Consider the following 20,495-nt stretch of genomic DNA (forward strand, 5'->3'; position numbering starts at 1 on the left):
CCGGCGACCCGGGCACGTGAAGAGCTTCGACGCGGACGCCTCCAAAGCGCGCAGCGTCAACGCCACGCCGACGACATCCATATGCCAAAGAAGGCCGCCCGCGCGGCCGGTTTTGGCGTCCCTGCAAGATCTCTCTCTTTTCCTTCGCCGGGGAGAAAAACGCCAAGCACGCAGATCCTCCCCAGCGACCGCCAAGATTCCTCAGCAAAGCCTGGCGCGGGGACGGCTTGGGGGCGCGGGGCGTGTAGATGCGCCCGGCGGAAACCGTAGGGAGCCGAAGGCGGACGAGGTTGAGCACGGGGCAGTCCGGAGCGAAGGCTCCGGACCGCAATCGTAGCCCCGCGCCCCCAAGCCGTCCCCGCGCCAGGCGTCTTAAGAACCAACGCCCGCGCCCTGCAATAAAATCCCGTCCATGAACTCCCCCGAACACCTCCCAGAATCCGCCGACCTCGACCGCCGCTTCGGCGCCCTGTCGCGCCTGTATGGCCCCGAGGCCCCCGCCCGCATCCGCAACGCCCATGTGGCCGTCGCGGGGCTGGGCGGTGTGGGCTCCTGGACCGTCGAGGCGCTGGCGCGTTGCGGGGTGGGGGCGTTGACGCTGATCGACCTGGATCACATCGCCGAATCCAACGTGAACCGGCAGATTCACGCCCTGAGTTCGACGCTGGGCCAGTCGAAGGTGGATGCGATGGCCGAGCGGGTGCTGGCCATCAATCCGGAATGCCGGATCACGCGGGTGGATGATTTCGTTTCGCCCGAGAACGTGGGCGAGGTGCTGCCTGGCCCGTACACCGTCATCATTGATTGCACGGATCAGGCGGCCGCCAAGATCGCGATGATCCTGCATGCCCGCAAGCAGGGCGTTCCAATGCTGTTGTGCGGCGGCGCGGGCGGCAAGACGGATCCGCTGGCCCTGCGTGCCGGCGACCTGTCCGGCGCGGTCAATGACGCGCTGCTTGCCAAGCTGCGCAACAAGCTGCGGCGCGAGCACGGATTTCCGCGGGCGTCAGACAAGAACGGCAAGGCGCTCAAGCGCGTGCCCAAGATGGGCATCCATGCCTTGTGGTTCGATCAGCCCGCGATTCTGCCGGATGCCTGGACCCGGCCTCGCGAAGGAGAGGACGATATGGGCGCCTCGGGCCTGAACCTGGCGCCGCAGGGCCTGTCCTGCGCCGGCTACGGGTCGGTGGTGACCGTGACCGCCGCCATGGGCATGGCGGCGGCCAACGAAGCGTTGCGCCTGGCGGTCTGAGGCCGCGCAGGCGGCCTCAAGGGCTTGTCCGCCCGATGGTTCAAAGCGCCACGAACACCATGCCGTCCTCGATCCGTACGGGATAGGTCGCGATGTTTTCGCGCAGAGGCGAACAGAGCGCGCGGCCGTCGCGCACGTCGAAGCGGCCCTGGTGCAGCGGGCATTCGATCTCGTGGCCCGTCAGGAAGCCGTCGCACAGCCTGGCGTTGCCGTGCGTACAGAGGATGTCGGTGGCGTAGACCTCGCCGTCCACGCCATACAGGGCGATCTCGCGGTCGCCGGCCTGCACCGCGATCACGTCTTCTTCCGGCACGTCGTCCCGCCCGATGGCCTTGATCCATTGCACACTCATTGCGTCGTCTCCTGGTCAGATGGGGTAGATCAGCGAATTCGGAATCAGCTCGCTGTCGAAGATGCATAGCCGGGATTCGAATTTCAGGCCGTCCGGCGTCTGGCGGATCACGTCCAGGTAGTGGCCCACGTTGAATACCGTGGTGAGCTGGCTGGGCTTGGTGCGGAACACGGCGTAGCTGGCCTCGGACTCGATGCGCCCGTCCTGCGCCAGCAACACGCGCGGCGCACCCACCACGTGGCGTTGATAGTAGGGATCGTGGAAGATCGTCTCGGTGGCGCCGTAGATGCGGTCCTTGAGCATGCCGCGGCTCTCGAACGCCATGGTCGCCAGGGGATAGCCGCGTTCGTAGTTCTCGCGCGGCATCACCTTGTAGACGCAATCCTCCACGAAAAAGTCCGGCCATTTTTCCCATTCGCCGGCATCCAGCGCGGCGGCGTAGTCGGCGTACAGGCGGGTCAACTGGTAGTAGAGCGGAAAGTCCAGCATCGTCAGGCCTCCATGATCCGGCGCCAGTACGCGTACATGCCGCGTATCAGTGTTTCGGTGACCATGTGGTCGGTGTTCTCGGCGGTCTTGCCGCCCAGTTCCGCCACGCTGCGATGCCACGGCTTCTGTTCGAAACCCGATTGCGAGAATTCGATGACTTCGCCGTCGTCGGCGGACACGAAGCCCGCCGGTCCGAACAGGTTGGCCTGGCGCAGGCGGCGTTGCGTCATTTCCGGGGTGTCGTCGGCAAAGCCGAAGTGGGTCCAGACGAAATCGAACGCGTCGTGTCCCACCGGCTGGATGTGGCGGGTGGACAGCGAATTGACCTGCTGCTGGATGATGACGCTGGGGAACAGCGTCATCAGCACCGCGGTGGGGCCGTTCCACCAGGGCTCCTGAACGATGTCCAGGAAGCGGTCGTCGTTCAGCGACATCTGTTCCTTGAAACTGGACACGCCGCTGGTGACCGTGCCTTTGCCGCCTTGGCCGCGCGTGGAGATCATGGCGGCGTGGCGGAAATGGCGGTCCATCTTCAGTTCCGACCGGTTGTCGGCGCGCCACAGCCCGAAGGTCACGAACCACGTGTGCAAGAGGCCCGGGTGGTAGGGATCCTTGATGTTCTCCTGCATCAGCTTCCAGTTGCCCGGTATGCGCTGCCGGCTGTAGCCGTGGATCACCAGTTCCCGGCCATCGAAGACACGGTCGAAATAGTGCAGGATGTCCGGGCCCAGGTAGTCTTCCAGCGGCTCCACGCCATGGTCGAACGAAGCGAACACCACGCCGTTGCGGCAGGCCACCGCCAGCTTGGTCAGGCCGTGGTCCTCGGGCTTGAAGTCGGCAGGCATGCCGCCGTTGACCTTGCCGTCTTGCTTGACGCCGCGGCGGAAGGGCACGCCGATCAGGTTGCCCTGCAGGTCGTAGTTCCACTGGTGATAGGGGCAGACGAACTCGCTGCGGTTGCCCGCGCGTTCGCGGCAGAACTGCACGCCCCGGTGGGCGCACACGTTCTCTACCACGCGCACCTGGCCGTCGTTGTCCCGCAGCAGGATGACGGAACGCTCGCCCACCACGGTGCGCTTGAAGTCGCCCGGGTTGGGAATCTCGGCCTCCAGGCCGACGTAGCTCCAGTGCCCCTGGTAGAACAGGCGCTCAAGTTCGCGCTGGTGCAGCGCGGCATCGGTGTAGACGCCGAAGGGGATGCGGTGGGAGCCGTCGCCCTGCCAGGGCGGAACAATGTGGACGGGTTGTTCGGGGGCGTTCATGGACGGCCCCTTCTACAGGGCGTGGCGGCGCAATGCGTACAGGCGCGCATGGTTTGTCTCCGTTTTTCCATCTGGCCGCTCGGCGGCCGGGCAGAGCCTTGCGCGACATCGGCGCAGGCGTTTGTCGCATGATCGGGCAGGGCAGGAGATAAATAAATAGAATCTGCCTTATTACATAAATCACCAGAATCAATATTGGTGGAGACAAGCGCATGAACCTGAAAGACGTGGACCTGAATCTGCTCGTCGTCTTCAATGAATTGCACAAACATGGCCGGGTGTCGGCGGCGGCGGCAAGCCTGGGTATTTCGCAGCCGGGCGTCAGCAACGCGCTGGGCCGGCTGCGCAAGCTGCTGGGCGACGAACTGTTCCTGCGCACCTCGCGCGGCATGGTGCCGACACCGTATGCCGAAAGCCTGGCCCAGCCCATCGCGGATGCGCTTGGGGCGATCCACGGCACCCTGAACGCGCGCGTGGCGTTTGACCCGGCGCGTAGCGAACGCGCCTTCGTGATCGGCGTGAACGACGTGGGGGAAACCTATTTCCTGCCTCGCCTGATGCGGGCGCTGGACCAGGTGGCGCCCGGCGTCACCATCCGCACGGTGCGCACGACCTCGATCGACGTGAGGGACGAGATGGAGCGCGGCCGCATGGACCTGGCCATGGGCTTTCTGCCCGGGCTCAAGGGCGGCTTCTTCCAGCGGCGGCTGTTCCGCCAGCCGTATGTCTGCATCTTCCGCCATGACCATCCGCTGGCGCGGTCAGGCGTGTCGGCCAGGCAGTTCCGCGCGGCCGAGCATGTGGCCATCGTGTCCGAGGGCACGGGCCACGGGGTGGTGGATGAAGTGATCGAGCGCGCCGGCATCCGCCGCCGGCTGAGGCTGACCGTGCCGCACTTCATGGCGGTGGGGCCGGTGCTACAGACTACCGACATGATCGCGGTGGTGCCGCAGCGCTTCGCCGACTGCGCCTGCGGGCCCTTCGGACTGGCGGCCGCGCCCTGTCCGGTGAAGATTCCCGAATCCGTCATCAACGTGTTCTGGCACGCCCGCAATCATCGCGAGGCGGCCAACCAATGGCTGCGCCAAGTCGTCGTAGACGTCTTCGGGGAGTGAGGCGTCGTGCAACAGGCGACGTGCAACGAGCGTCGTGCAACAGGCGACGTGCAACAGGCGTCGTGCAACAGGCGTTGTGCAACAGGCGCGCCCGGCCGGCGCTTCCGGCCGGGCGCGCAAGCGGGCAAGGCTCAGAACTGGAGCTGCGCCGACAGCGCGACGCTGCGAGGGTTGCCGAGGTAGTAGCTGTTGATCCAGTAGTCGCGCCCGGTGACGTTGTTCACGTTCAGGCGCAAGGTCAGCGGACGGCCTGACACCTTGGCCGCGTAGCGCAGGCCCACGTCGAACGTGGTGTAGGAAGGCAGGCGGTCGACGTTCGTGGCGGACGACCATTGCTTGCCGACGTGGTACACGCCGCCCGTGACGCTGAGCCCGGGGGCAAACGGCAGCGCGTATTCCGAATACAGCTTGGCCATGAACTTCGGCACATTCATGGGGTCCTTGCCGTCGTTGGCGCCGCCTTCCACGCGGGCGTGCAGGTACGTGATCCCGCCCACCACGGTCCAGGCCGGCGTCACCTTGCCCACGGCCGACATCTCCGCGCCGCGATGGCGCTGGACGCCGTCCTGGCTGTAGACGTTGGCGTCGTTCGTGTACTCGTAGGATTTCTCGATGTCGAACAGCGCGCCGCTCAGCAGCACTCCGCCCACTTCGGCCTTGATCCCAAGCTCCTTCTGCTTGCTGCGCATCGGGGCCATGATCTGCAGCGCGTTGGCGGCGTTCTCCGGCGCGACGCCGCCTTGTTCCAGGCCTTCGATGTAGGTCGCGTAGGCGGTCATCCACGGCACGGGCGTGAACATCAGGGACGCGTTGGGCGAGTTCCTGCCCCGGTCATAGTCGGGCTGGCTGAGGCTGCCGTCGGCGTTGCGGTCGGTCGTCTGGATGGTGCTGCGGTTGATGCCGACCAGCGCGGACCAATGCTCGTTGAATCGGATCTGGTCGCCGATCATGAAATTGTCGTTGCTGATGCGGCTGGAAAAATACATGGACTTGGACGGCGTGGACGGCCAGGCCGGTTCCGGCACGTGCGTGGGCGAATCGAGGCTGTAGGGGCCCTGATAGCCCGTGCTGGGGAACCAGGTGTTCTGCCATTGCCTGTCGGTGTAGCCGTAGTAGCCCATGGTGATCTTGTGGTCGACCGGGCCCGTGGCGAACGAGATGTCGGCCAGCGCCTGCCACGCTTCCGATTCCGTGCGGGTGGGGCCGACTTTCTGCCGCAGCTGGAAGTATTGCCCGGCGGACCGCACCGAATTCATCGTGTGGTACTGCACCGGCCTGTCCTGGTATTCGCGCAGATGGGCCACGCGCAGCGTCAGGTGGTCGCTGGCCTCATAGATCGCCCGGGCCATCCACTTGCGGCTCTCGGTTTCGTCGCGGATCCAGGGCTGGCTCCAGTTGCGGGTCGTGTCCAGCGTAGGGCGGGACACGCCGTCGCGGATGAACCAGTAGGAATTGGGGGCCTGCATCTTGTAATCGCTGTAGGACGCGCCCAGTTCCAGTTTGAAGCGGTCGGTGATGTTGAAGTCCAGCGCGGCGGTCGCCAGGCTGCGGTCGATCTTCTGGTCGTCCACGGCGGTGTCGCCGTCCTGGCGCACCAGGTTGACGCGGTAGCCGACCTTGCCGTTGCTGTCTACCGGCCCGCCGAAGTCGCCGTGCACGTAGTACTGGCCGCCGCCGTAGTTGCCCACGGTGACGCTGTTCAGGCGGTCCGGGGTGGGGCGCTTGTAGACGTAGTTCACCATCCCGCCGGGCGAGGCGGCGCCGAACAGGAAGCCCGACAGGCCGTTGAGGATCTCGACGCGCTCCTTGTCCTCGATCGACGCCGCAAAGCCAAAGGAGCGGCGCAGGCCTTCTTCGGCCCGGTCGTAGCTGTTGAATCCGCGGATCTTCACCATGGGCGCCCAGCCGCTGATCTGCGGCGTTTGCGTCAGGGCGGAGGGGCTGATCCGGTACACATCGTCGGGCGACTGGGCCTGCACGTTCTGCAGCAGTTCGCGCGGCACGACGTTCATGGCGAAGGGCGTGTGCTGCCAGTCCATGCCGCCCAGCGCGCCCACGGATGACACGATGGCGCTGCGGTAGCCGTCGCTGGCAAGGCCGTCCTGCTGCAGGGCGGCGCTTGCTGAGCCGGTGACGGTGACGCCGGGCAAGGTCACCACGCCGGGCGTGGCCGGAGCTGGACGCAGCGTGTATTCGCCGCCGCCGCGATGGACCGCCTCAAGGCCGGTGCCCGCCAGCAGCGCGTTGAAGGCGGCCGGCACGGCATGCCTGCCGCGCAGGCCGGGGCTCTGGCGGCCTGCGGTCAGCGACGCGTCCACCGACACCTGTACCCCTGCCTGCGCCGCAAACTGGGTGATGGCCCGGCTGAGCGGGCCGGGCGCGATGTCGTAGTCGAGGTCGGCGGAAGCGGCCGGCGCGGCCTGCGCGTGCGCGGGAGCGCTGGCGGACGCCGCGACGCCCAGCAGGGCGGCGGTGATCGCCAGGGACAGGATGGTGCGGCGGGTGAGGGGCGACGAATGCATGACGGGCCTGATCCTTATGGAGAGAAGAGGGTCTTCACCCCGTATGCCAAACATGGCCCTCGAAAAGGGAACCTCCGCCCCAAAAATATTTCCGGTCGGCGCCGGGTCAGCGCGGAACCACCGTCACCCACCAGGGCAGGGTCGACTGGATGCGCACGGGCAGCGTGTCCGCCAGGGCGGCCAGCACCCGGTCCGTGTCCGCCAGCGCGTAGGCGCCGACGATGCGCAAGTCCGCCACTTCCGGCGCGCAGCCCAGATAGCCGCGCCGGTATCGGGACACCTGCGCGATGAAATCGCCCAGGCGCATGTTCTCGGCGATGAGCAGCCCGCGCGACCACGACTCACGCGCCAGGTCGGCGGGCGCGATGGGCGCTGCGGCGTTTCGGGTAACCCGGGATTGCTGGCCGGCGCGCACGATGAGGGGCTCGGCGCCGGGCGCCAGCGGACGTACTTCCACGGCGCCGTCGAACACGGCGACCGTGCTGGCCCCGTCCTCCTGGTAGACCGCGTAGCGAGTGCCGAGCGCGCGTAACCGCGCCTCGGCCGTGTCGACCACGAAAGGCCGCGCGGGAGACTGCGTGTCCGGCGCGGTGCTGACGAGGATTTCGCCGGCCAGCAGTATTACGCGGCGCAGCTGCGAGCCATAGTCGACGTCGATCGCGCTGCCGGTGTTGAGCCAGAGGACGGCGCCGTCGGCCAGGCGGATCTCGCGGCGTTCGCCCACGCCCGTATGGTGGGAGGCGGTCCAGGCCTGCCACGGCGTGGACTGCGTGGCGGCCCAGGCGCCCAGGCTCGTGCCGCACAGCAGGGTCAGCATTTTCAGGGCGCGGCGGCGTTGCGTCCGGCGGGCGGCGACGGCGTCCAGCAGGCGATGCGCCGTGGGCTTGTCGTCGTCCGGCAGGTCTTCGAATTTGCCGCTGATGGCTTCCACGCGGCGCCAGGCCTGCTGGTGCGCCGGGTCGGCATCGTGCCACACGCGCCAGCGCTGGCGTTCGCCGGGCGGAACGGCCGGTGCGCGCAGGACGGCGAACCACTCGGCCGCTTCCTGCAGCACCCTGAAGCTGGGCGCGCTGTCCGTGGGCGTCATGCCGCGGCCGGCGCCATGCCAGAGGTCAGGCAATGCAGCATCGCCTGCGCCATGTACTTTTTGACCATGCGTTCGGAGACGGCGAGCCGCTCGGCGATTTCGACGTAGCCCAGGCCTTCCAGGTGCGCCAGCAGGAAGGCGGCGCGGGCCTTGGGATTCAGCTGGTTCAGCAGCGCATCCAGTTCGCACAGCGCGTCCATCAACAGGGCGCGCTCTTCGGGCGAGGGATGGAGGGTGTCGGCGACGGTGGCCAGCGTGTCGCGGTAGGCGCGTTCCAGATCCTGCCGCCGCCAGTGGTTCACAACCAGCCCGTGGGCAATCGTGGTCAGGAACGCGCGCGGCTCGCGGATCGGCTCCTGGTTGCGGAACAGGCGCACGAATGTGTCGTGGGCGATGTCGGCCGCGTCGAACGCATTCCCAAGGCGCCGCCGCAACCAGTCCTGCAGCCAGCCATGGTGGTCGCAATACAGGGATTCGATGCTGGCGGGCGCCGCGTGGCGGTTGGAAGACACAGTGAAGCCGCTGACATGATGTCAATAAGAATGAGTATCAATTATTCTTCAGCGGCGCGGGTTTTGCAATCGGCGCGAACGCGCAGATCGCGTCTACGCCTCGCGGAATGACACCGTGAACCAGCCGCGCAGCGCGTTGGAAAGGCGGATTTCGTCGGCGGCATGCAGGTCGGCCAGGGTCAGCACGCGCTCCTTGACCTTGCCGGCGTCCAGCAGTTCGCCGCGCTGCACGCCAGGCAGGCAGCCGCTGTCGACCGGCGGCGTGTACCAGGCGTTGCCCATGCGCAGATAGACATTGCTGCGGCTGCCTTCGCAGAGTTCACCGCGTTCGTTCAGATAGACCAGATCGAAGATGTGCGGATGCGCCGGCAGCCATTCGATCGTTTTGGTGTACCAGGGGCGGTGCGTGGTTTTGTAGCGCAGCAGCGGTTCCGACGAGCGCAGCGCCTCGGGCGCCAGCATGATTTCCTGGTGCGCGGGCAGCGGCGGCAGGACGGCGGTCTGGATGTGGCGGCTGCCGTCGCGCGCGACGAGCAGGCGCAGGCGGTGCGGACCCGCGGTGCCCAGCGCCATCACGGCGACCAGGATGTCGCCTTCGACGGCGCGGCCGCCCCACACATAGCCCAGCGCCTTGCAGGAAGCTTCCAGGCGGCGCAGGTGGCGCGCCAGCAGCGGCACGGTGCCGGAGGCGTCCACCAGGATGGTCTCGATCAGTTCAGGCTGCATGGGGCTCTCCTGGTGGCGGGCGGGGCGCGCTCTATGCTACTACCGCCGGCGGGGTTTGCGCGCTCAGGCGCGCAGGATGCGGGCCTTCCAATGGCACTCCTGCCATTCCCCGGCGGGGTCCGAATCGTACACGATGCCCCCGCCGACGCTATATACGCCCTGGCCGGACGCATTCAGCACCAGCGTGCGGATCGCCACGTTCAGCGAAAAGTCGCCGTCAGGCGCCAGCCAGCCGACGCTGCCGCAGTACAGGCCGCGCGGGGCGGATTCCATCTGGCGGATGCGCCGCATCGCGGCGACCTTCGGCGCGCCGGTAATCGAACCGCAGGGGAACAGGGCGTGCAGCACGTCTCCCAACGATGCCCTGGGCGCCATGGCGGACACGGTGGACGTCATGGTCCAGACGGTGGGATAGCGCTCCAGCGTGAACAGGGCGTCCACCTTGACCGACCCGGGTTCCGCCAGGCGGCCCAGGTCGTTGCGCAGCAGGTCGACGATCATCAGGTTTTCCGATCGGTTCTTGTCGCTGGCCAGCAATTCCCGGCCCAGGCGCTCGTCTTCGGCCGGATCTGGATGGCGCGGCGCGGTGCCCTTCATGGGGCGGGTCGTCAGACGGGGGCCGTCGCGCCGGACAAAGAGTTCGGGCGAAAACGACAGCACAGTGCGCGCGCCGTCCTGGATGAAGGCGCCGTGGGCCACCGGGTTGCGCGCGGCGATGCGCCGATACAGCGTGGCCGCGTCGCCCTGGAGCTGCAGGTCCAGCGGCTGCGTGAAATTGACCTGGTATAGCTCGCCGTCGCGGATCAGGCCGCGGATGGCGTCGATCTGGCGCACGTACGCGGCCTCGGTCATGCGCGGCGCGGGCAGGCTGATGGCGGCCGGCGTGGCATCCGCGTCCGGCGCGCCCCAGGGCGCCTCGTCCAGCTTGCGCTCGAACACGAGCGCGGTCAGGCGGGCCCGGCCGTCGTCGGACGGGGGCGTCCAGGGGCCTGCGGGCGGCGCCAGCGCGGCTTCCGGGAGCAGCCATTCGCCCAGTTCGTAGTCCAGCAGCAGGGCGATCCAGCGGCCCTGGCGCCGCGCGGCCTCGATGGCGGCCAGCGCGGGGCCGACCTCGGCGGCCGCGCGCGCCTCGATCCGGGCGCAAAGCCCGTCCAGCCGCAGCGCGCGGCCGGCCAGCCGGTCTTCAAAACGACATTCCATGCTTGTTGCTACTGCTGCTGTTGCGCCAGGAATTCCGTCAGGACCCGGCCGGTGTGGGAATGGTCGGCCAGCGTCATGACGTGTTCCGGCGAGCCTTCGCCCACCAGCTGCCCGCCGCCCGTTCCCCCTTCGGGACCCAGGTCCAGCAGCCAGTCGGCTTCGGCGATGACATCCAGGTTGTGTTCGATCACGACGACGGTGTTGCCGGCCTCCACCAAGCGGTGCAGCACATGGATCAGCTTTTCGACGTCGGCCATCGACAGGCCCACCGTCGGCTCGTCCAGCACGTACAGCGTGTGCGGGATGCGCGAGGCGCGGCCGGTCTTGATCAGGCCGTCGGTCAGGCGGGCCTTGGACAGCTCGGTCACCAGCTTGATGCGCTGCGCCTCGCCGCCCGACAGGGTGGGCGACGGCTGGCCCAGGGTCAGGTAGCCCAGGCCCACGTCCTGCATCAATTGCAGCGGGCGATGGATCTTGGGATGGGCGGCGAAGTAGCCGATGGCGTCGTCCACTTCCATGGACAGCAATTCGCCGGCGTTCTTGCCGCGCATCTGCACGCTGAGCGTGTCGCTGTTGAACCGCGCGCCGTTGCAGGCGTCGCAGGGCACCTTCACGTCGGGCAGGAAGTTCATCTCGATGGTGCGCATGCCCTGGCCTTCGCAGATCGGGCAGCGGCCGTCGCCGGTGTTGAACGAAAAGCGCGCCGAGGTCCAGCCGCGCATGCGGGCTTCGCGGGTGTCGGCGAACTGCTTGCGCACGTCGTCCCAGAAGCCCACGTAGGTGGCCGGGCATGAGCGCGGGGTCTTGCCGATGGGCGTCTGATCCACTTCCAGCACGCGGTCGATGGCTTCCCAACCCTTGATGCTGTCGCAGCCGGCCCAGCCCGGCGCCTTGCCTTGCGAGACGGCCTGGGTCAGGTTGTCCAGCAGCACTTCGCGCGCCAGGGTGGACTTGCCGGACCCCGATACGCCGGTCACCACGCTCAGGCGGCCAACCGGGATGCGCGCGTCTACGCTGCGCAGGTTGTGCAGGCGCGCGCCGCGGATCTCGATCATGGGCGTATCGGCCTCGACCGGACGGCGGCCCTGCAGCGGATGCGCAAGCGGCGCCTTGAGGTAGCGGCCGGTGACGGATTCGGGCGCCTCGATCAGGTCCTGCACGCTACCTTGCGCCACGACGCGGCCGCCGCGGATGCCCGCGCCCGGCCCGATGTCGATGACGTGCGAGGCGCGGCGGATCGTGTCGTCGTCGTGCTCGACCACCACCAGCGTATTGCCGTTGCCTTCCAGCCGCGCCAGGGCGTCCAGCAGGATGCGGTTGTCGCGCGGGTGCAGGCCGATGGTGGGTTCGTCCAGGACGTAGCAGACGCCCTGCAGGTTGGAACCCAGCTGCGCGGCCAGGCGGATGCGTTGGGCTTCGCCGCCGGACAGGGTCGGGGCGGCGCGGTCCAGCGCCAGGTAATTCAGCCCCACTTCCTGCATGAAGTTCAGCCGGCCGCGGATTTCCGCCAGGATGTCGCGGGCGATCTCGCCTTCGCGGCCGCGCGCCACCAGTCCGGTGAAGAAGGTGTGCGCGTCCGACACCGGCAGCGACGCCAGCTCGGCGATCGACTTGTCGCGCCAGCGCACGGCGCGCGCGACGCGGTTCAGGCGCTGGCCGTTGCACTGCGTGCAGGCCTTGGCTTCGCCTTCGTACCAGGCGTTCCAGGCGGTTTCCTCGCCGGTCTGCTCTTCGTCGAAGCCCTGCAGCTGCAGGCCCGTCCCGAAGCAGCCCGTGCACCAGCCGTGCTTGGAGTTGTACGAGAACAGGCGCGGGTCGGGTTCGGGGAAGCTGGTGCCGCAGGACGGGCAGGCGCGCTTGACCGAAAAGTGCTGCTGCTGGAGTTCGCTGTTCAGCGCCTCGTGCAGCTTGTTCACAGGCCAGACGACCGACATCACGCCCTGGCCGTTTTCCAGCGCGCTCTTGACCGCCGCGCGCAGATCGGCTTCGTTGGCCGGGTCCACGACCACGTCGGCCACCGGCAGTTCGATGGTGTGTTCCTTGTAGCGGTCCAGGCGCGGCCACGGCGCGACGGGGATGAATTCGCCGTCCACGCGCAGGTGCGAGTGGCCTTTGGACCCGGCCCACTTGGCCAGGTCGGTGTAGTAGCCCTTGCGCGCGGTGACCAGCGGCGCCAGCAGGCCGATGTGCTCGCCCTTGTGTTCGCGCAGCAGGCGCGCCACGATCTGGTCCGTGTTCTGGGGTTCTACCGCGACGTTGCAGTCCGGGCAGTACTGCGTGCCCAGCTTTACGTAGAGCAGGCGCAGGAAATGGTGGATTTCCGTCATCGTGGCCACGGTCGACTTGCGGCCGCCGCGGCTGGTGCGCTGTTCGATCGCCACGGTGGGCGGGATGCCGAAGATGGCGTCCACGTCGGGCTTGCCGGCCGGCTGCACGATGGCGCGCGCGTACGCGTTCAGCGATTCGAGGTAGCGGCGCTGGCCTTCGTTGAACAGGATGTCGAAGGCCAGCGTGGACTTGCCCGACCCCGACACGCCCGTGATGACGGTGAACTTGTCGTGGGGAATTTCGACGCTGATGTTCTTCAGGTTGTGTTCGCGCGCGTTACGGATCTGGATCGCCATGTTGTCGTGGCGGCGTTCGCGCACCAGGGACTGCAGCGGCGTTCCTTCGCCCGCGCCATAGGCGGCGCCGGGCTCTGCGATGCGGGCCGTCAGGCCGGCCTGCTCGACCTCCTGCGCGTCGGCGTCGCTGCTCACCACGACGTCGGCGGGCAGAATGCTGACCTCGTAGTCGCGCAGCGCGGCGCCGGTGTGCGACTTGGGGTTGTCCATCAGATCCTGCGGCGTGCCCGTGCCGATCACCAGGCCGCCGGCGTCGCCGCCTTCCGGACCCAGGTCGATCAGCCAGTCCGCGGCGCGGATCACGTCCAGGTTGTGCTCGATGACCAACAGCGTGTGGCCCGCGGCCAGCAGCTTGCGGAAGGCCCGCATCAGGCGGGCGACGTCGTCGAAGTGCAGGCCGGTGGTGGGTTCGTCGAACAGGAACAGGCTGCCCTTCTTGGCGACCTTGGCGGTGGAAATGCCGCTGCGCGCGGCCTCGGCCAGGTGGCCGGCCAGCTTGAGCCGCTGCGCCTCGCCGCCCGACAACGTCGGCACGGGCTGCCCCAGCCGCACGTATTCCAGGCCCACGTCGGCCAGCGGCGCCAGGCCCGTCTGCACGTCGCGCAGGCCCTTGAAGAAGTCCAGCGCCTCGCTGACCGTCATCTCCAGCACTTCGTCGATCGAGGCGCTCTTGCCCAGGTGCTCGACGCGCACTTCCAGCACTTCGGGGCGGAAGCGCTTGCCGTCGCAATCCGGGCAGCGCAGGTATACGTCGGACAGGAACTGCATTTCCACGTGCTCGAAGCCGGTGCCGCCGCAGGTCGGGCAGCGGCCGTCGCCGCCGTTGAAGCTGAACGTGCCCGCGGTGTAGGCGCGTTCGCGCGCCAGCGGAGCCTGGGCGAACAGCTTGCGGATGGCGTCGAAGGCGCCGACATAACTGGCCGGGTTGGAGCGCGCGGTCTTGCCGATGGGGGTCTGGTCCACCATGACCACGTCGGCGATCTGTTCGGCGCCCAGCAGGCGGTCGAACGCGCCCGGCGCTTCCGAGGGCTTGCCCTTCTGCTTGAGCAGCGCGGGGTACAGCACGTCCTGCACCAGCGTGGACTTGCCCGACCCGGACACGCCGGTCACGCAGACCAGGCGGCCCAGCGGCAGCTCGACCGAGACGTTCTTCAGGTTGTGCGCGTTGACGCCTTCCAGGAGCAGGCGCGGCGTGTTTGCCGCCACCGGCATCGGCCGCGGCGCTTCCACGCGCATGCGGCCGCCCAGATAGTCGCCCGTCAGCGTCGGGGCCGCACGCAGGCGGTCGGGCGGTCCGTCGAAGACGATGCGGCCGCCGCGTTCGCCGGGGCCAGGCCCGATGTCGATGATGCGGTCGGCGGCCACCATGACCTGCGGATCGTGTTCCACGACCACCAGCGTATTGCCGGCGTTGCGCAGGCGGTGCATGACCTCCACGACCCGGTGCATGTCGCGCGGATGCAGGCCGATGGACGGCTCGTCCAGGACGAACAGGGTGTTCACCAGCGAGGTGCCCAGCGCCGTGGTCAGGTTGATCCGCTGCACTTCGCCGCCCGACAGCGTGCGGCTCTGGCGGTCCAGCGTCAGGTAGCCCAGGCCGACGTCGCACAGGAACTTCAGCCGCGCGCGGACTTCGGTCATGAGCAGATCGGTGGCGGCGTCCAGCGCGCCAGAGAACGACAGCGTGTCGAAGAAGCGCCGCACCCGCTCGATGGGCAGCAGCATCACGTCATGGATGGAAAGCCCGTCCAGATTGTTGAGCTGTTCGCGGGTCCAGTTGGCGGCCACCGGCATGAAGCGCTTGTAGCGGCCGTCTTCCGGCGGCAGCACGGCGTCGGCTTCGTCCTTGGCGCCCAGGCGCCAGAGCAGGGCGTCGGGCTTCAGGCGCGCGCCGTTGCAGGTGGGGCAGGGCGTATAGCTGCGGTACTTGGACAGCAGCACGCGCACGTGCATCTTGTAGGCCTTGGTTTCCAGCCAGTCGAAAAAGCGCTGCACGCCGTACCACTGGTGCTTCCAGGCGTCGTTGCCGCCCTTCCAGTCAGGCGTGCCGTAGAGCACCCAGCGCTTGTGCTCTTCGCTCATGTCCTTCCAGGGCACGCCCAGCGGCACGCCCGCGCGCGGCGCGTACTTTTGCAGCTCGTCCTGGCATTCCTTATAGGACGGTGTCGTCCAGGGCTTGATCGCGCCTTCCAGCAGGGTCTTTTTCTCGTCGGGAATGACCAGCCCGAAGTCGATGCCGATCACGCGGCCGAAACCGCGGCAGGCCTCGCACGCGCCCAGCGGCGAATTGAACGAGAAGCTGCTGGGCAGCGGGTCGGTGTATTCGATGTCGCAGTCGGCGCAGTGCAGGCGGTCGCTGTACTTCCAGATGTGCGCATTGCCGCCATCGGCGTCCATGACATACACGGCGATATGGCCGGCGCCCATGCGAAGCGCGGTGTCCAGCGCTTCCATGATGCGTTCGCGCTCGGTGCCGGCGAAGCGGAAGCGGTCCTGGATGACGTGCAGGATGCGGCGCGCCTCGGTGGCGGCCTTCGCGCCCTTGGCCTTCTTGGCCCCCTTGGCTGGGGCGGCCTTGGCCGGGGCGGGAGCGTCTTCCTCGGCATGCACGCGGGTGTAGCCCTGCTGCTCGAGAAAGCCGCGCACTTCGTCTTCGGTGAAGTTGGCGGGCACGGCGATGGGGAACGTCACGACCAGGCGCGGATCGCCCGCGTTGGCTGCGCGTTCCGCCAGCGAGTGGTAGACGGACTCGGGCGTGTCGCGGCGCACCAGCTTGCCGCAGCCGCGGCAGTAGAGCCGCGCGCCGCGCGCGAACAGCAGTTTCAGGTGGTCGTTCAGCTCGGTCATCGTGCCGACCGTGCTGCGCGAGCTGCGCACGGGGTTGGTCTGGTCGATGGCGATGGCGGGCAGGATGCCTTCGATGCGGTCCACCTGCGGCTTGTCCATGCGGTCCAGGAACTGGCGCGCGTAGGGCGAGAAGGTTTCCACGTAACGCCGCTGCCCCTCGGCGTACAGGGTGTCGAAGGCCAGCGAACTTTTGCCGGACCCCGACACGCCGGTGACGACGACCAGTTCGCCGGTGGCGATGGTCAGGTCCAGGTTCTTGAGATTGTTCTGGCGGGCGCCAACGATGCGGATTTGGGAGCTCATGGACGGTATCGTAGCCTGATGGGGAAGGCATGCCGGCGCGGCGATCCATTGCTGGTTCCGGGCGCGTCGATATGGAATAATTGACTATATTGTGACGCAGCTGTCCATAATATGGACAAACCGGCGCCCGTTAGCTGTACAAATAAACAGTATCGCAGATTCGTCTGAAATTCGCGCTGCTTGCGTTGCGAATCTGGTTATCCACCGTTATTGGCTATCGCCTTTATTTGGAGACGTTCTTGCCGGAAACCAAGGTCGCGGGCGCGGCGGCGTTCGCGAAATTCATGACAGTGCTGCAGGCGGTGGCCGACGCGCCGCAACCGCCCACGGCCGCGGGGCTGGCGCGCACCTGCGGCTATCCGCGTCCCACCGTCTACCGCATCGTCGCCGCCCTGGCGGAACAGGGCATGGTCGCCGAATCCGGCGGCCTTTACCGCCTGGGCCCCCGCCTGATGTCGCTGGCCAGCCGCGCCTGGTCGCAGTTCGACCTGCGCGCCGCACTGGCGCCCGAGCTGCAGGCCCTGCGGGACCAGACCGGCGAAACCGTGCACCTGGCGGTGCCCGCCGGCCGCGAGATGATCTATATCGACAAGCTGGAGAGTCCCGGCCCCGTGCGCATGGTGTCGCGCGTGGGCGCCTCGGTGGCGCTGCATTCCAGCGCCGTGGGCAAGGCCTACCTGGCCGCGCTGGACGAGGCCTCGCGGGAACGGCTGCTGCGCGACCTGCCCCTGCCCGGGCGCATGCCGTCCACGCTGACCAGCCTGCCGGCGCTGCGCGCGGCGCTGGGCGCGGCGGCCGCCCACGGCTACGCTGTGGATAACGAGGAAAACGAGCCCGGCATCGTCTGCTACGGCGTGGCGCTGTGCGACGCGGCCGGCAGGCCCGTCGCCGGGGTCAGCGTCAGCACGCTGCTGTTCCGGCGGCGCGGCGATCCGCAGGCCGCCTATATAGAACCCTTGCTGCGGCTGCGCGACGCCGCCGCGGCCAAACTCGCCGTCCTGCCGGTATCGTCCGGCGGCGCCTGACCGTCAGCCCCAGAGGAATTCCATGACCGCATCCGCTGCTCCCATCGCCTCCAAGCTTGCCGCCCTGCTTGCCGCCCGGGTCGTGCCCGTGCTGCGCTACACCGACGCGGCCGCCGCGGCGTACGCCGCCGAAGTCGCGGTCGCGGCCGGCTGCTCCACGCTGGAACTGACCTGGACCATCCCCGGCGTCACCGATCTGGTGCGCGCCCTGCGCGACAAGCACGGCGCCAGCCTGCTGCTGGGCGTGGGCACCGTGCTCGACGAAACCCAGGCGCGCGAAGCGCTGGTGGCGGGCGCGGACTTCCTGGTGTCGCCGGCGCTGGCCACCGAAATCGTCGACATGGCGCACGCCGCCGACGCCTTGTGCCTCCTGGGCGCGTACACGCCCACCGAAGTGCTGGCCGCGCGCCGCGCGGGCGTCGATGTGGTGAAGGTGTTTCCCGCGGATACTGGCGGCCCCAGGCACCTGGCCGCGCTGAAGTCTGTCTACCCGGACACCATTTTCTGCCCCACGGGCGGCGTTACGCAGGAAAACATGGGCGAGTACTTCGCGGCTGGCGCGGGCCTGGTCGGCATCGGCAGCAATCTGTATGACAAGGCGGCCTTCGCCGCGCGCGATACGGCCGCCCTGGTGGCGCAGATCGTCCGCACCCGGGAGGCCGCCCATGGCTGACTTCGACATCGTCGCGCTGGGCGAGCCGCTGGTCGAACTGAACCAGACCAGCAAGGACCAGCGGCAGTACCTGCAGGGCTTTGGCGGCGACACGTCCAATGCGGTCATCGCGGCGGCGCGCCAGGGCGCCCGCTGCGCCTATCTGACCCGCGTGGGCAAGGACGCCTTCGGCAGTCAGTTCCTGGACCTGTGGCACGTCGAGGGCGTGGACACGTCGGGGGTTGAAGTGGACGACGACGCCCATACCGGCTTGTACTTCGTGCAGCACGGACCGGACGGGCACGCGTTCAGCTATCTGCGGCGCGGCTCGGCGGCCAGCCTGATGACGCCGGCCAGCCTGGCGGGCGGGCTGATCGAACGCGCCCGCTTCCTGCATGTGTCGGGCATCAGCATGGCCATCAGCACCAGCGCCTGCGACACGGTTTTCGCCGCCATCGAGCGCGCGCATGCCGCCGGCGCGCAGGTCAGCCTGGATTCGAACCTGCGGCTGCGGCTGTGGCCGGTGGACCGCGCCCGCGCCGTGCTGCGCGAAGCGATGCGCTCGGCCGATCTGTTCCTGCCCAGCATGGACGATATGCAGCACCTTACCGGCAACGACGATCCCGAACGCACGCTGGACTGGATCCGCGACGGCGGGGCGTCCGGCGTGGTGGTGCTGAAGCTGGGCAAAGACGGCTCCATCATCGACGACGGCCGCCACCGCACGCCCATGTCCGCCCTGCGGGTCGATGCGGTCGACGCCACCGGCGCGGGCGACTGCTTCGCGGGCAGCCTGTTGGCGCGGCGCTGCCAGGGAGATTCCTGGGAAGACGCCGTGCGCTACGCCAATGCGGCGGCGGCGCTGTCCACGCTGGGCTATGGCGCGGTCGATCCGCTGCCGCGCGCCGCGCAGGTCTTGGAGCGGCTGAAGGCCACGGCCGGTTGAGCGCCGCCCGGCAGCATGCCGGTGCCCGAGATCAAGCCGGAATGAATCGTCCCCAATTGTCTGGAGCCCATGCGCGTCGCCCGGGCAGCCCGCCAATCCTGCCCGATGGCGCGCTTTTTGGATTTCAGGCTAAAATGCCAAGTTATCCCAATTTTTTCCGCCAGCCCAACTCCGGTTGTGCGGGCCACTTTCCGCGAATTCAACAGGAGAATCAACATGGCTGAACGCAAACGCGTGCGTCGCAACACCCTGGAACGCCGTTGCCTGGGCAAGGCCTTCAAGCGCTTGTTCGTCAAGTCGCCCAAGGGTGTGTTCAAGATGCTGGAAAAGATCAAGCGCGTCTAATCGACGAACCTGATTTCAAAAAAACCGCAAGGCGCGAGCCTTGCGGTTTTTTTTATCTTTCAGGACTGCGGAGGCCCCAGCTTGGGCCGGATGAAATCCATGAAAGCCCGCGTCTTGGCCGGCTGGATGCTGGAAGGGAACACCACGTAGATCGAAATCGGGTCGACGGACCAGCCCGGCAGCACCCGCCGTAGCGAGTTGCGCTTGATGATGGGCTCCAGCGCCAGGCAATGGGGCATGCGCGTGATGGCCAGGTCCAGCCCGGCCAGGGTGCCCGCGATGCTCATGTTGTTGGCCGCCAGGTGTCCCTGGACCGGGACGCGCTGGGTGACTGCGCCGTTGTGCAGAGTCCAGTGGGAATGCGCCTCGTCGATGGTGGTGCGCAGGCATTGGTGCTGCGAGAGATCGGCCGGGGTTTTGGGCTCGCCGTGCCGTTCCAGATAGTGGTCGGACGCATACAGATAGTTGTCCAGCGACACCAGCTCGTGCACGACCGCGCCTTCGACTGCCGGCAGCGGAACGCCGTTGCCGTTGTCGGACGCCGCGCCAGGGTAGTCGGTCTCGCGGCCGAAGCGCAGCACCACGTCGAACGGGGTGCCTTGCGCGTCCGAGGCGGTCAGCATGCTGAGATCGAATTCGCACTCCACGTCGGGATAGCGTTCGATGAAATCGTTGATGGTTTCGGGCAGCAGCCACATCGCCAGGCTGTACGGCATGGAGACCCGCAGGTTGCCGGACGGGCCGCCGGAAAGCGACAGCAGTTGCTCGTGCGCCAGGCGGGCCTCGTCGATGAGGCCCTGGCAACGGCGCATATAGGCCGCGCCGGCTTCCGTAAGGTCGAGCCGGCGCGTGTTGCGGTTGATCAGCCGCAGGCCGATGGCGCGTTCGAGCTCGTTGATGCGCCGCGAGAGCGTCGAGGTGGGCATGTCCAGCGCGCGCGCAGCCTGGCTGAAGCTCTTGCGCTTGGCAACCTCGACGAACAAGGCAATGTCATTGAGCTGGACGGGCGAGGCTTCCATAGGCGTTCCGAATTGGGCCGCCCGAGTTTACGCCACTACTGCGCCCGGCCCAACGCTGGCGGCGACCGTCCGCCGCGATTAAGCGCGTGCAGATTGTCAGATTTGATTGCAAATTCGAATGCGATGGCATCAGAACCCGCAGGCATATCCCCTAAACTTCAGGCGAAAACACAAGAACCAAGACCAAGACCGCAGCGGTTCCTCGGATATCGCAAAG

16 protein-coding genes are annotated in these 20,495 nt (G+C 67.7%); 6 read left to right on the plus strand and 10 right to left on the minus strand.

Going from position 1 to position 20,495, the window contains the following annotated elements; translation table 11 throughout:
• Positions 1-412 precede the first annotated feature (412 nt).
• Positions 413-1,252, plus strand: a complete 840-nt coding sequence (locus KYC_RS02730) for a tRNA threonylcarbamoyladenosine dehydratase (RefSeq protein ID WP_008158621.1) — start codon at positions 413-415, stop codon at positions 1,250-1,252.
• Between the two features lie 40 nt (positions 1,253-1,292).
• Here KYC_RS02730 and KYC_RS02735 read toward each other — a convergent pair whose 3' ends face one another.
• Genes KYC_RS02735 through KYC_RS02745 form a run of 3 tightly spaced genes read right to left on the minus strand, consistent with a single transcriptional unit; the run spans position 1,293 to position 3,355 of the window.
• Positions 1,293-1,604 carry a non-heme iron oxygenase ferredoxin subunit gene (locus KYC_RS02735; RefSeq protein WP_008158622.1) on the minus strand — a complete coding sequence of 104 codons (312 nt, stop codon included), beginning with the start codon at positions 1,602-1,604 and terminating at the stop codon, positions 1,293-1,295.
• Positions 1,605-1,619: 15 nt separating this feature from the next.
• Positions 1,620-2,093 carry an aromatic-ring-hydroxylating dioxygenase subunit beta gene (locus KYC_RS02740; RefSeq protein ID WP_008158623.1) on the minus strand — a complete coding sequence of 158 codons (474 nt, stop codon included), beginning with the start codon at positions 2,091-2,093 and terminating at the stop codon, positions 1,620-1,622.
• Between the two features lie 2 nt (positions 2,094-2,095).
• Positions 2,096-3,355 (minus strand): aromatic ring-hydroxylating dioxygenase subunit alpha, encoded by a 1,260-nt coding sequence (locus tag KYC_RS02745; RefSeq protein WP_008158624.1) that lies wholly within the window; start codon positions 3,353-3,355, stop codon positions 2,096-2,098.
• Between the two features lie 212 nt (positions 3,356-3,567).
• Between KYC_RS02745 and KYC_RS02750 the strand changes: the two genes are divergently transcribed.
• Positions 3,568-4,470, plus strand: a complete 903-nt coding sequence (locus KYC_RS02750; RefSeq protein ID WP_008158625.1) for a LysR family transcriptional regulator — start codon at positions 3,568-3,570, stop codon at positions 4,468-4,470.
• A 131-nt stretch (positions 4,471-4,601) separates the two neighbouring features.
• Here KYC_RS02750 and KYC_RS02755 read toward each other — a convergent pair whose 3' ends face one another.
• The 6 genes from KYC_RS02755 to uvrA form a co-directional block, all read right to left on the minus strand.
• Positions 4,602-6,992, minus strand: coding sequence for a TonB-dependent siderophore receptor (locus KYC_RS02755; RefSeq protein ID WP_008158626.1), 2,391 nt, complete (start codon positions 6,990-6,992; stop codon positions 4,602-4,604).
• Between the two features lie 106 nt (positions 6,993-7,098).
• Positions 7,099-8,112, minus strand: coding sequence for a FecR domain-containing protein (locus KYC_RS02760; RefSeq protein ID WP_008158627.1), 1,014 nt, complete (start codon positions 8,110-8,112; stop codon positions 7,099-7,101).
• A complete protein-coding gene (locus KYC_RS02765) occupies positions 8,076-8,591 on the minus strand; it encodes a sigma-70 family RNA polymerase sigma factor (protein WP_008158628.1) in 516 nt (171 codons plus the stop codon). The genes KYC_RS02760 and KYC_RS02765 overlap by 37 nt, the downstream gene beginning before the upstream one ends.
• Before the next feature lie 93 nt (positions 8,592-8,684).
• The gene (locus tag KYC_RS02770) at positions 8,685-9,317 is read right to left on the minus strand and encodes an aminotransferase class IV family protein (protein WP_008158629.1); all 633 of its coding nucleotides are present in this window, start codon (positions 9,315-9,317) and stop codon (positions 8,685-8,687) included.
• 63 nt (positions 9,318-9,380) lie between these two features.
• Complete coding sequence (locus KYC_RS02775; RefSeq protein WP_008158630.1) at positions 9,381-10,517, minus strand: aminodeoxychorismate synthase component I; 1,137 nt, start codon at positions 10,515-10,517, stop codon at positions 9,381-9,383.
• 8 nt (positions 10,518-10,525) lie between these two features.
• Positions 10,526-16,291 carry an excinuclease ABC subunit UvrA gene (gene uvrA, locus KYC_RS02780; RefSeq protein WP_008158631.1) on the minus strand — a complete coding sequence of 1,922 codons (5,766 nt, stop codon included), beginning with the start codon at positions 16,289-16,291 and terminating at the stop codon, positions 10,526-10,528.
• A 239-nt stretch (positions 16,292-16,530) separates the two neighbouring features.
• On the opposite strand from uvrA, the gene KYC_RS02785 reads away from it, so the two are divergent.
• The 4 genes from KYC_RS02785 (at position 16,531) to KYC_RS30035 (ending at position 19,259) form a co-directional block, all read left to right on the plus strand.
• Positions 16,531-17,316 carry an IclR family transcriptional regulator gene (locus tag KYC_RS02785; RefSeq protein ID WP_008158632.1) on the plus strand — a complete coding sequence of 262 codons (786 nt, stop codon included), beginning with the start codon at positions 16,531-16,533 and terminating at the stop codon, positions 17,314-17,316.
• A 22-nt stretch (positions 17,317-17,338) separates the two neighbouring features.
• A complete protein-coding gene (locus KYC_RS02790) occupies positions 17,339-17,989 on the plus strand; it encodes a bifunctional 4-hydroxy-2-oxoglutarate aldolase/2-dehydro-3-deoxy-phosphogluconate aldolase (protein WP_008158633.1) in 651 nt (216 codons plus the stop codon).
• Complete coding sequence (locus tag KYC_RS02795) at positions 17,982-18,914, plus strand: sugar kinase (RefSeq protein ID WP_008158635.1); 933 nt, start codon at positions 17,982-17,984, stop codon at positions 18,912-18,914. The genes KYC_RS02790 and KYC_RS02795 overlap by 8 nt, the downstream gene beginning before the upstream one ends.
• A gap of 216 nt (positions 18,915-19,130) precedes the next feature.
• Positions 19,131-19,259, plus strand: coding sequence for a hypothetical protein (locus tag KYC_RS30035; RefSeq protein ID WP_006226408.1), 129 nt, complete (start codon positions 19,131-19,133; stop codon positions 19,257-19,259).
• 59 nt (positions 19,260-19,318) lie between these two features.
• Here KYC_RS30035 and KYC_RS02800 read toward each other — a convergent pair whose 3' ends face one another.
• Entirely contained in the window at positions 19,319-20,278 is a 960-nt protein-coding gene (locus KYC_RS02800) for a LysR family transcriptional regulator (protein ID WP_008158648.1), read from the minus strand.
• Positions 20,279-20,495: the final 217 nt, after the last annotated feature.

Source organism: Achromobacter arsenitoxydans SY8, from assembly GCF_000236785.1.
Lineage (GTDB): Bacteria > Pseudomonadota > Gammaproteobacteria > Burkholderiales > Burkholderiaceae_B > Achromobacter > Achromobacter arsenitoxydans.

Excerpts from the sequence above, each read along its gene's own strand:
- KYC_RS02795 (WP_008158635.1), top strand. The coding sequence starts at position 17,982 with ATGGCTGACTTCGACATCGTCGCGCTGGGCGAGCCGCTGGTCGAACTG.
- KYC_RS02740 (WP_008158623.1), bottom strand. The coding sequence starts at position 2,093 with ATGCTGGACTTTCCGCTCTACTACCAGTTGACCCGCCTGTACGCCGAC.
- KYC_RS30035 (WP_006226408.1), top strand. The coding sequence starts at position 19,131 with ATGGCTGAACGCAAACGCGTGCGTCGCAACACCCTGGAACGCCGTTGC.
- KYC_RS02775 (WP_008158630.1), bottom strand. The coding sequence starts at position 10,517 with ATGGAATGTCGTTTTGAAGACCGGCTGGCCGGCCGCGCGCTGCGGCTG.
- KYC_RS02735 (WP_008158622.1), bottom strand. The coding sequence starts at position 1,604 with ATGAGTGTGCAATGGATCAAGGCCATCGGGCGGGACGACGTGCCGGAA.
- KYC_RS02790 (WP_008158633.1), top strand. The coding sequence starts at position 17,339 with ATGACCGCATCCGCTGCTCCCATCGCCTCCAAGCTTGCCGCCCTGCTT.
- KYC_RS02755 (WP_008158626.1), bottom strand. The coding sequence starts at position 6,992 with ATGCATTCGTCGCCCCTCACCCGCCGCACCATCCTGTCCCTGGCGATC.
- KYC_RS02745 (WP_008158624.1), bottom strand. The coding sequence starts at position 3,355 with ATGAACGCCCCCGAACAACCCGTCCACATTGTTCCGCCCTGGCAGGGC.
- KYC_RS02800 (WP_008158648.1), bottom strand. The coding sequence starts at position 20,278 with ATGGAAGCCTCGCCCGTCCAGCTCAATGACATTGCCTTGTTCGTCGAG.
- KYC_RS02750 (WP_008158625.1), top strand. The coding sequence starts at position 3,568 with ATGAACCTGAAAGACGTGGACCTGAATCTGCTCGTCGTCTTCAATGAA.
- KYC_RS02770 (WP_008158629.1), bottom strand. The coding sequence starts at position 9,317 with ATGCAGCCTGAACTGATCGAGACCATCCTGGTGGACGCCTCCGGCACC.
- uvrA (WP_008158631.1), bottom strand. The coding sequence starts at position 16,291 with ATGAGCTCCCAAATCCGCATCGTTGGCGCCCGCCAGAACAATCTCAAG.
- KYC_RS02730 (WP_008158621.1), top strand. The coding sequence starts at position 413 with ATGAACTCCCCCGAACACCTCCCAGAATCCGCCGACCTCGACCGCCGC.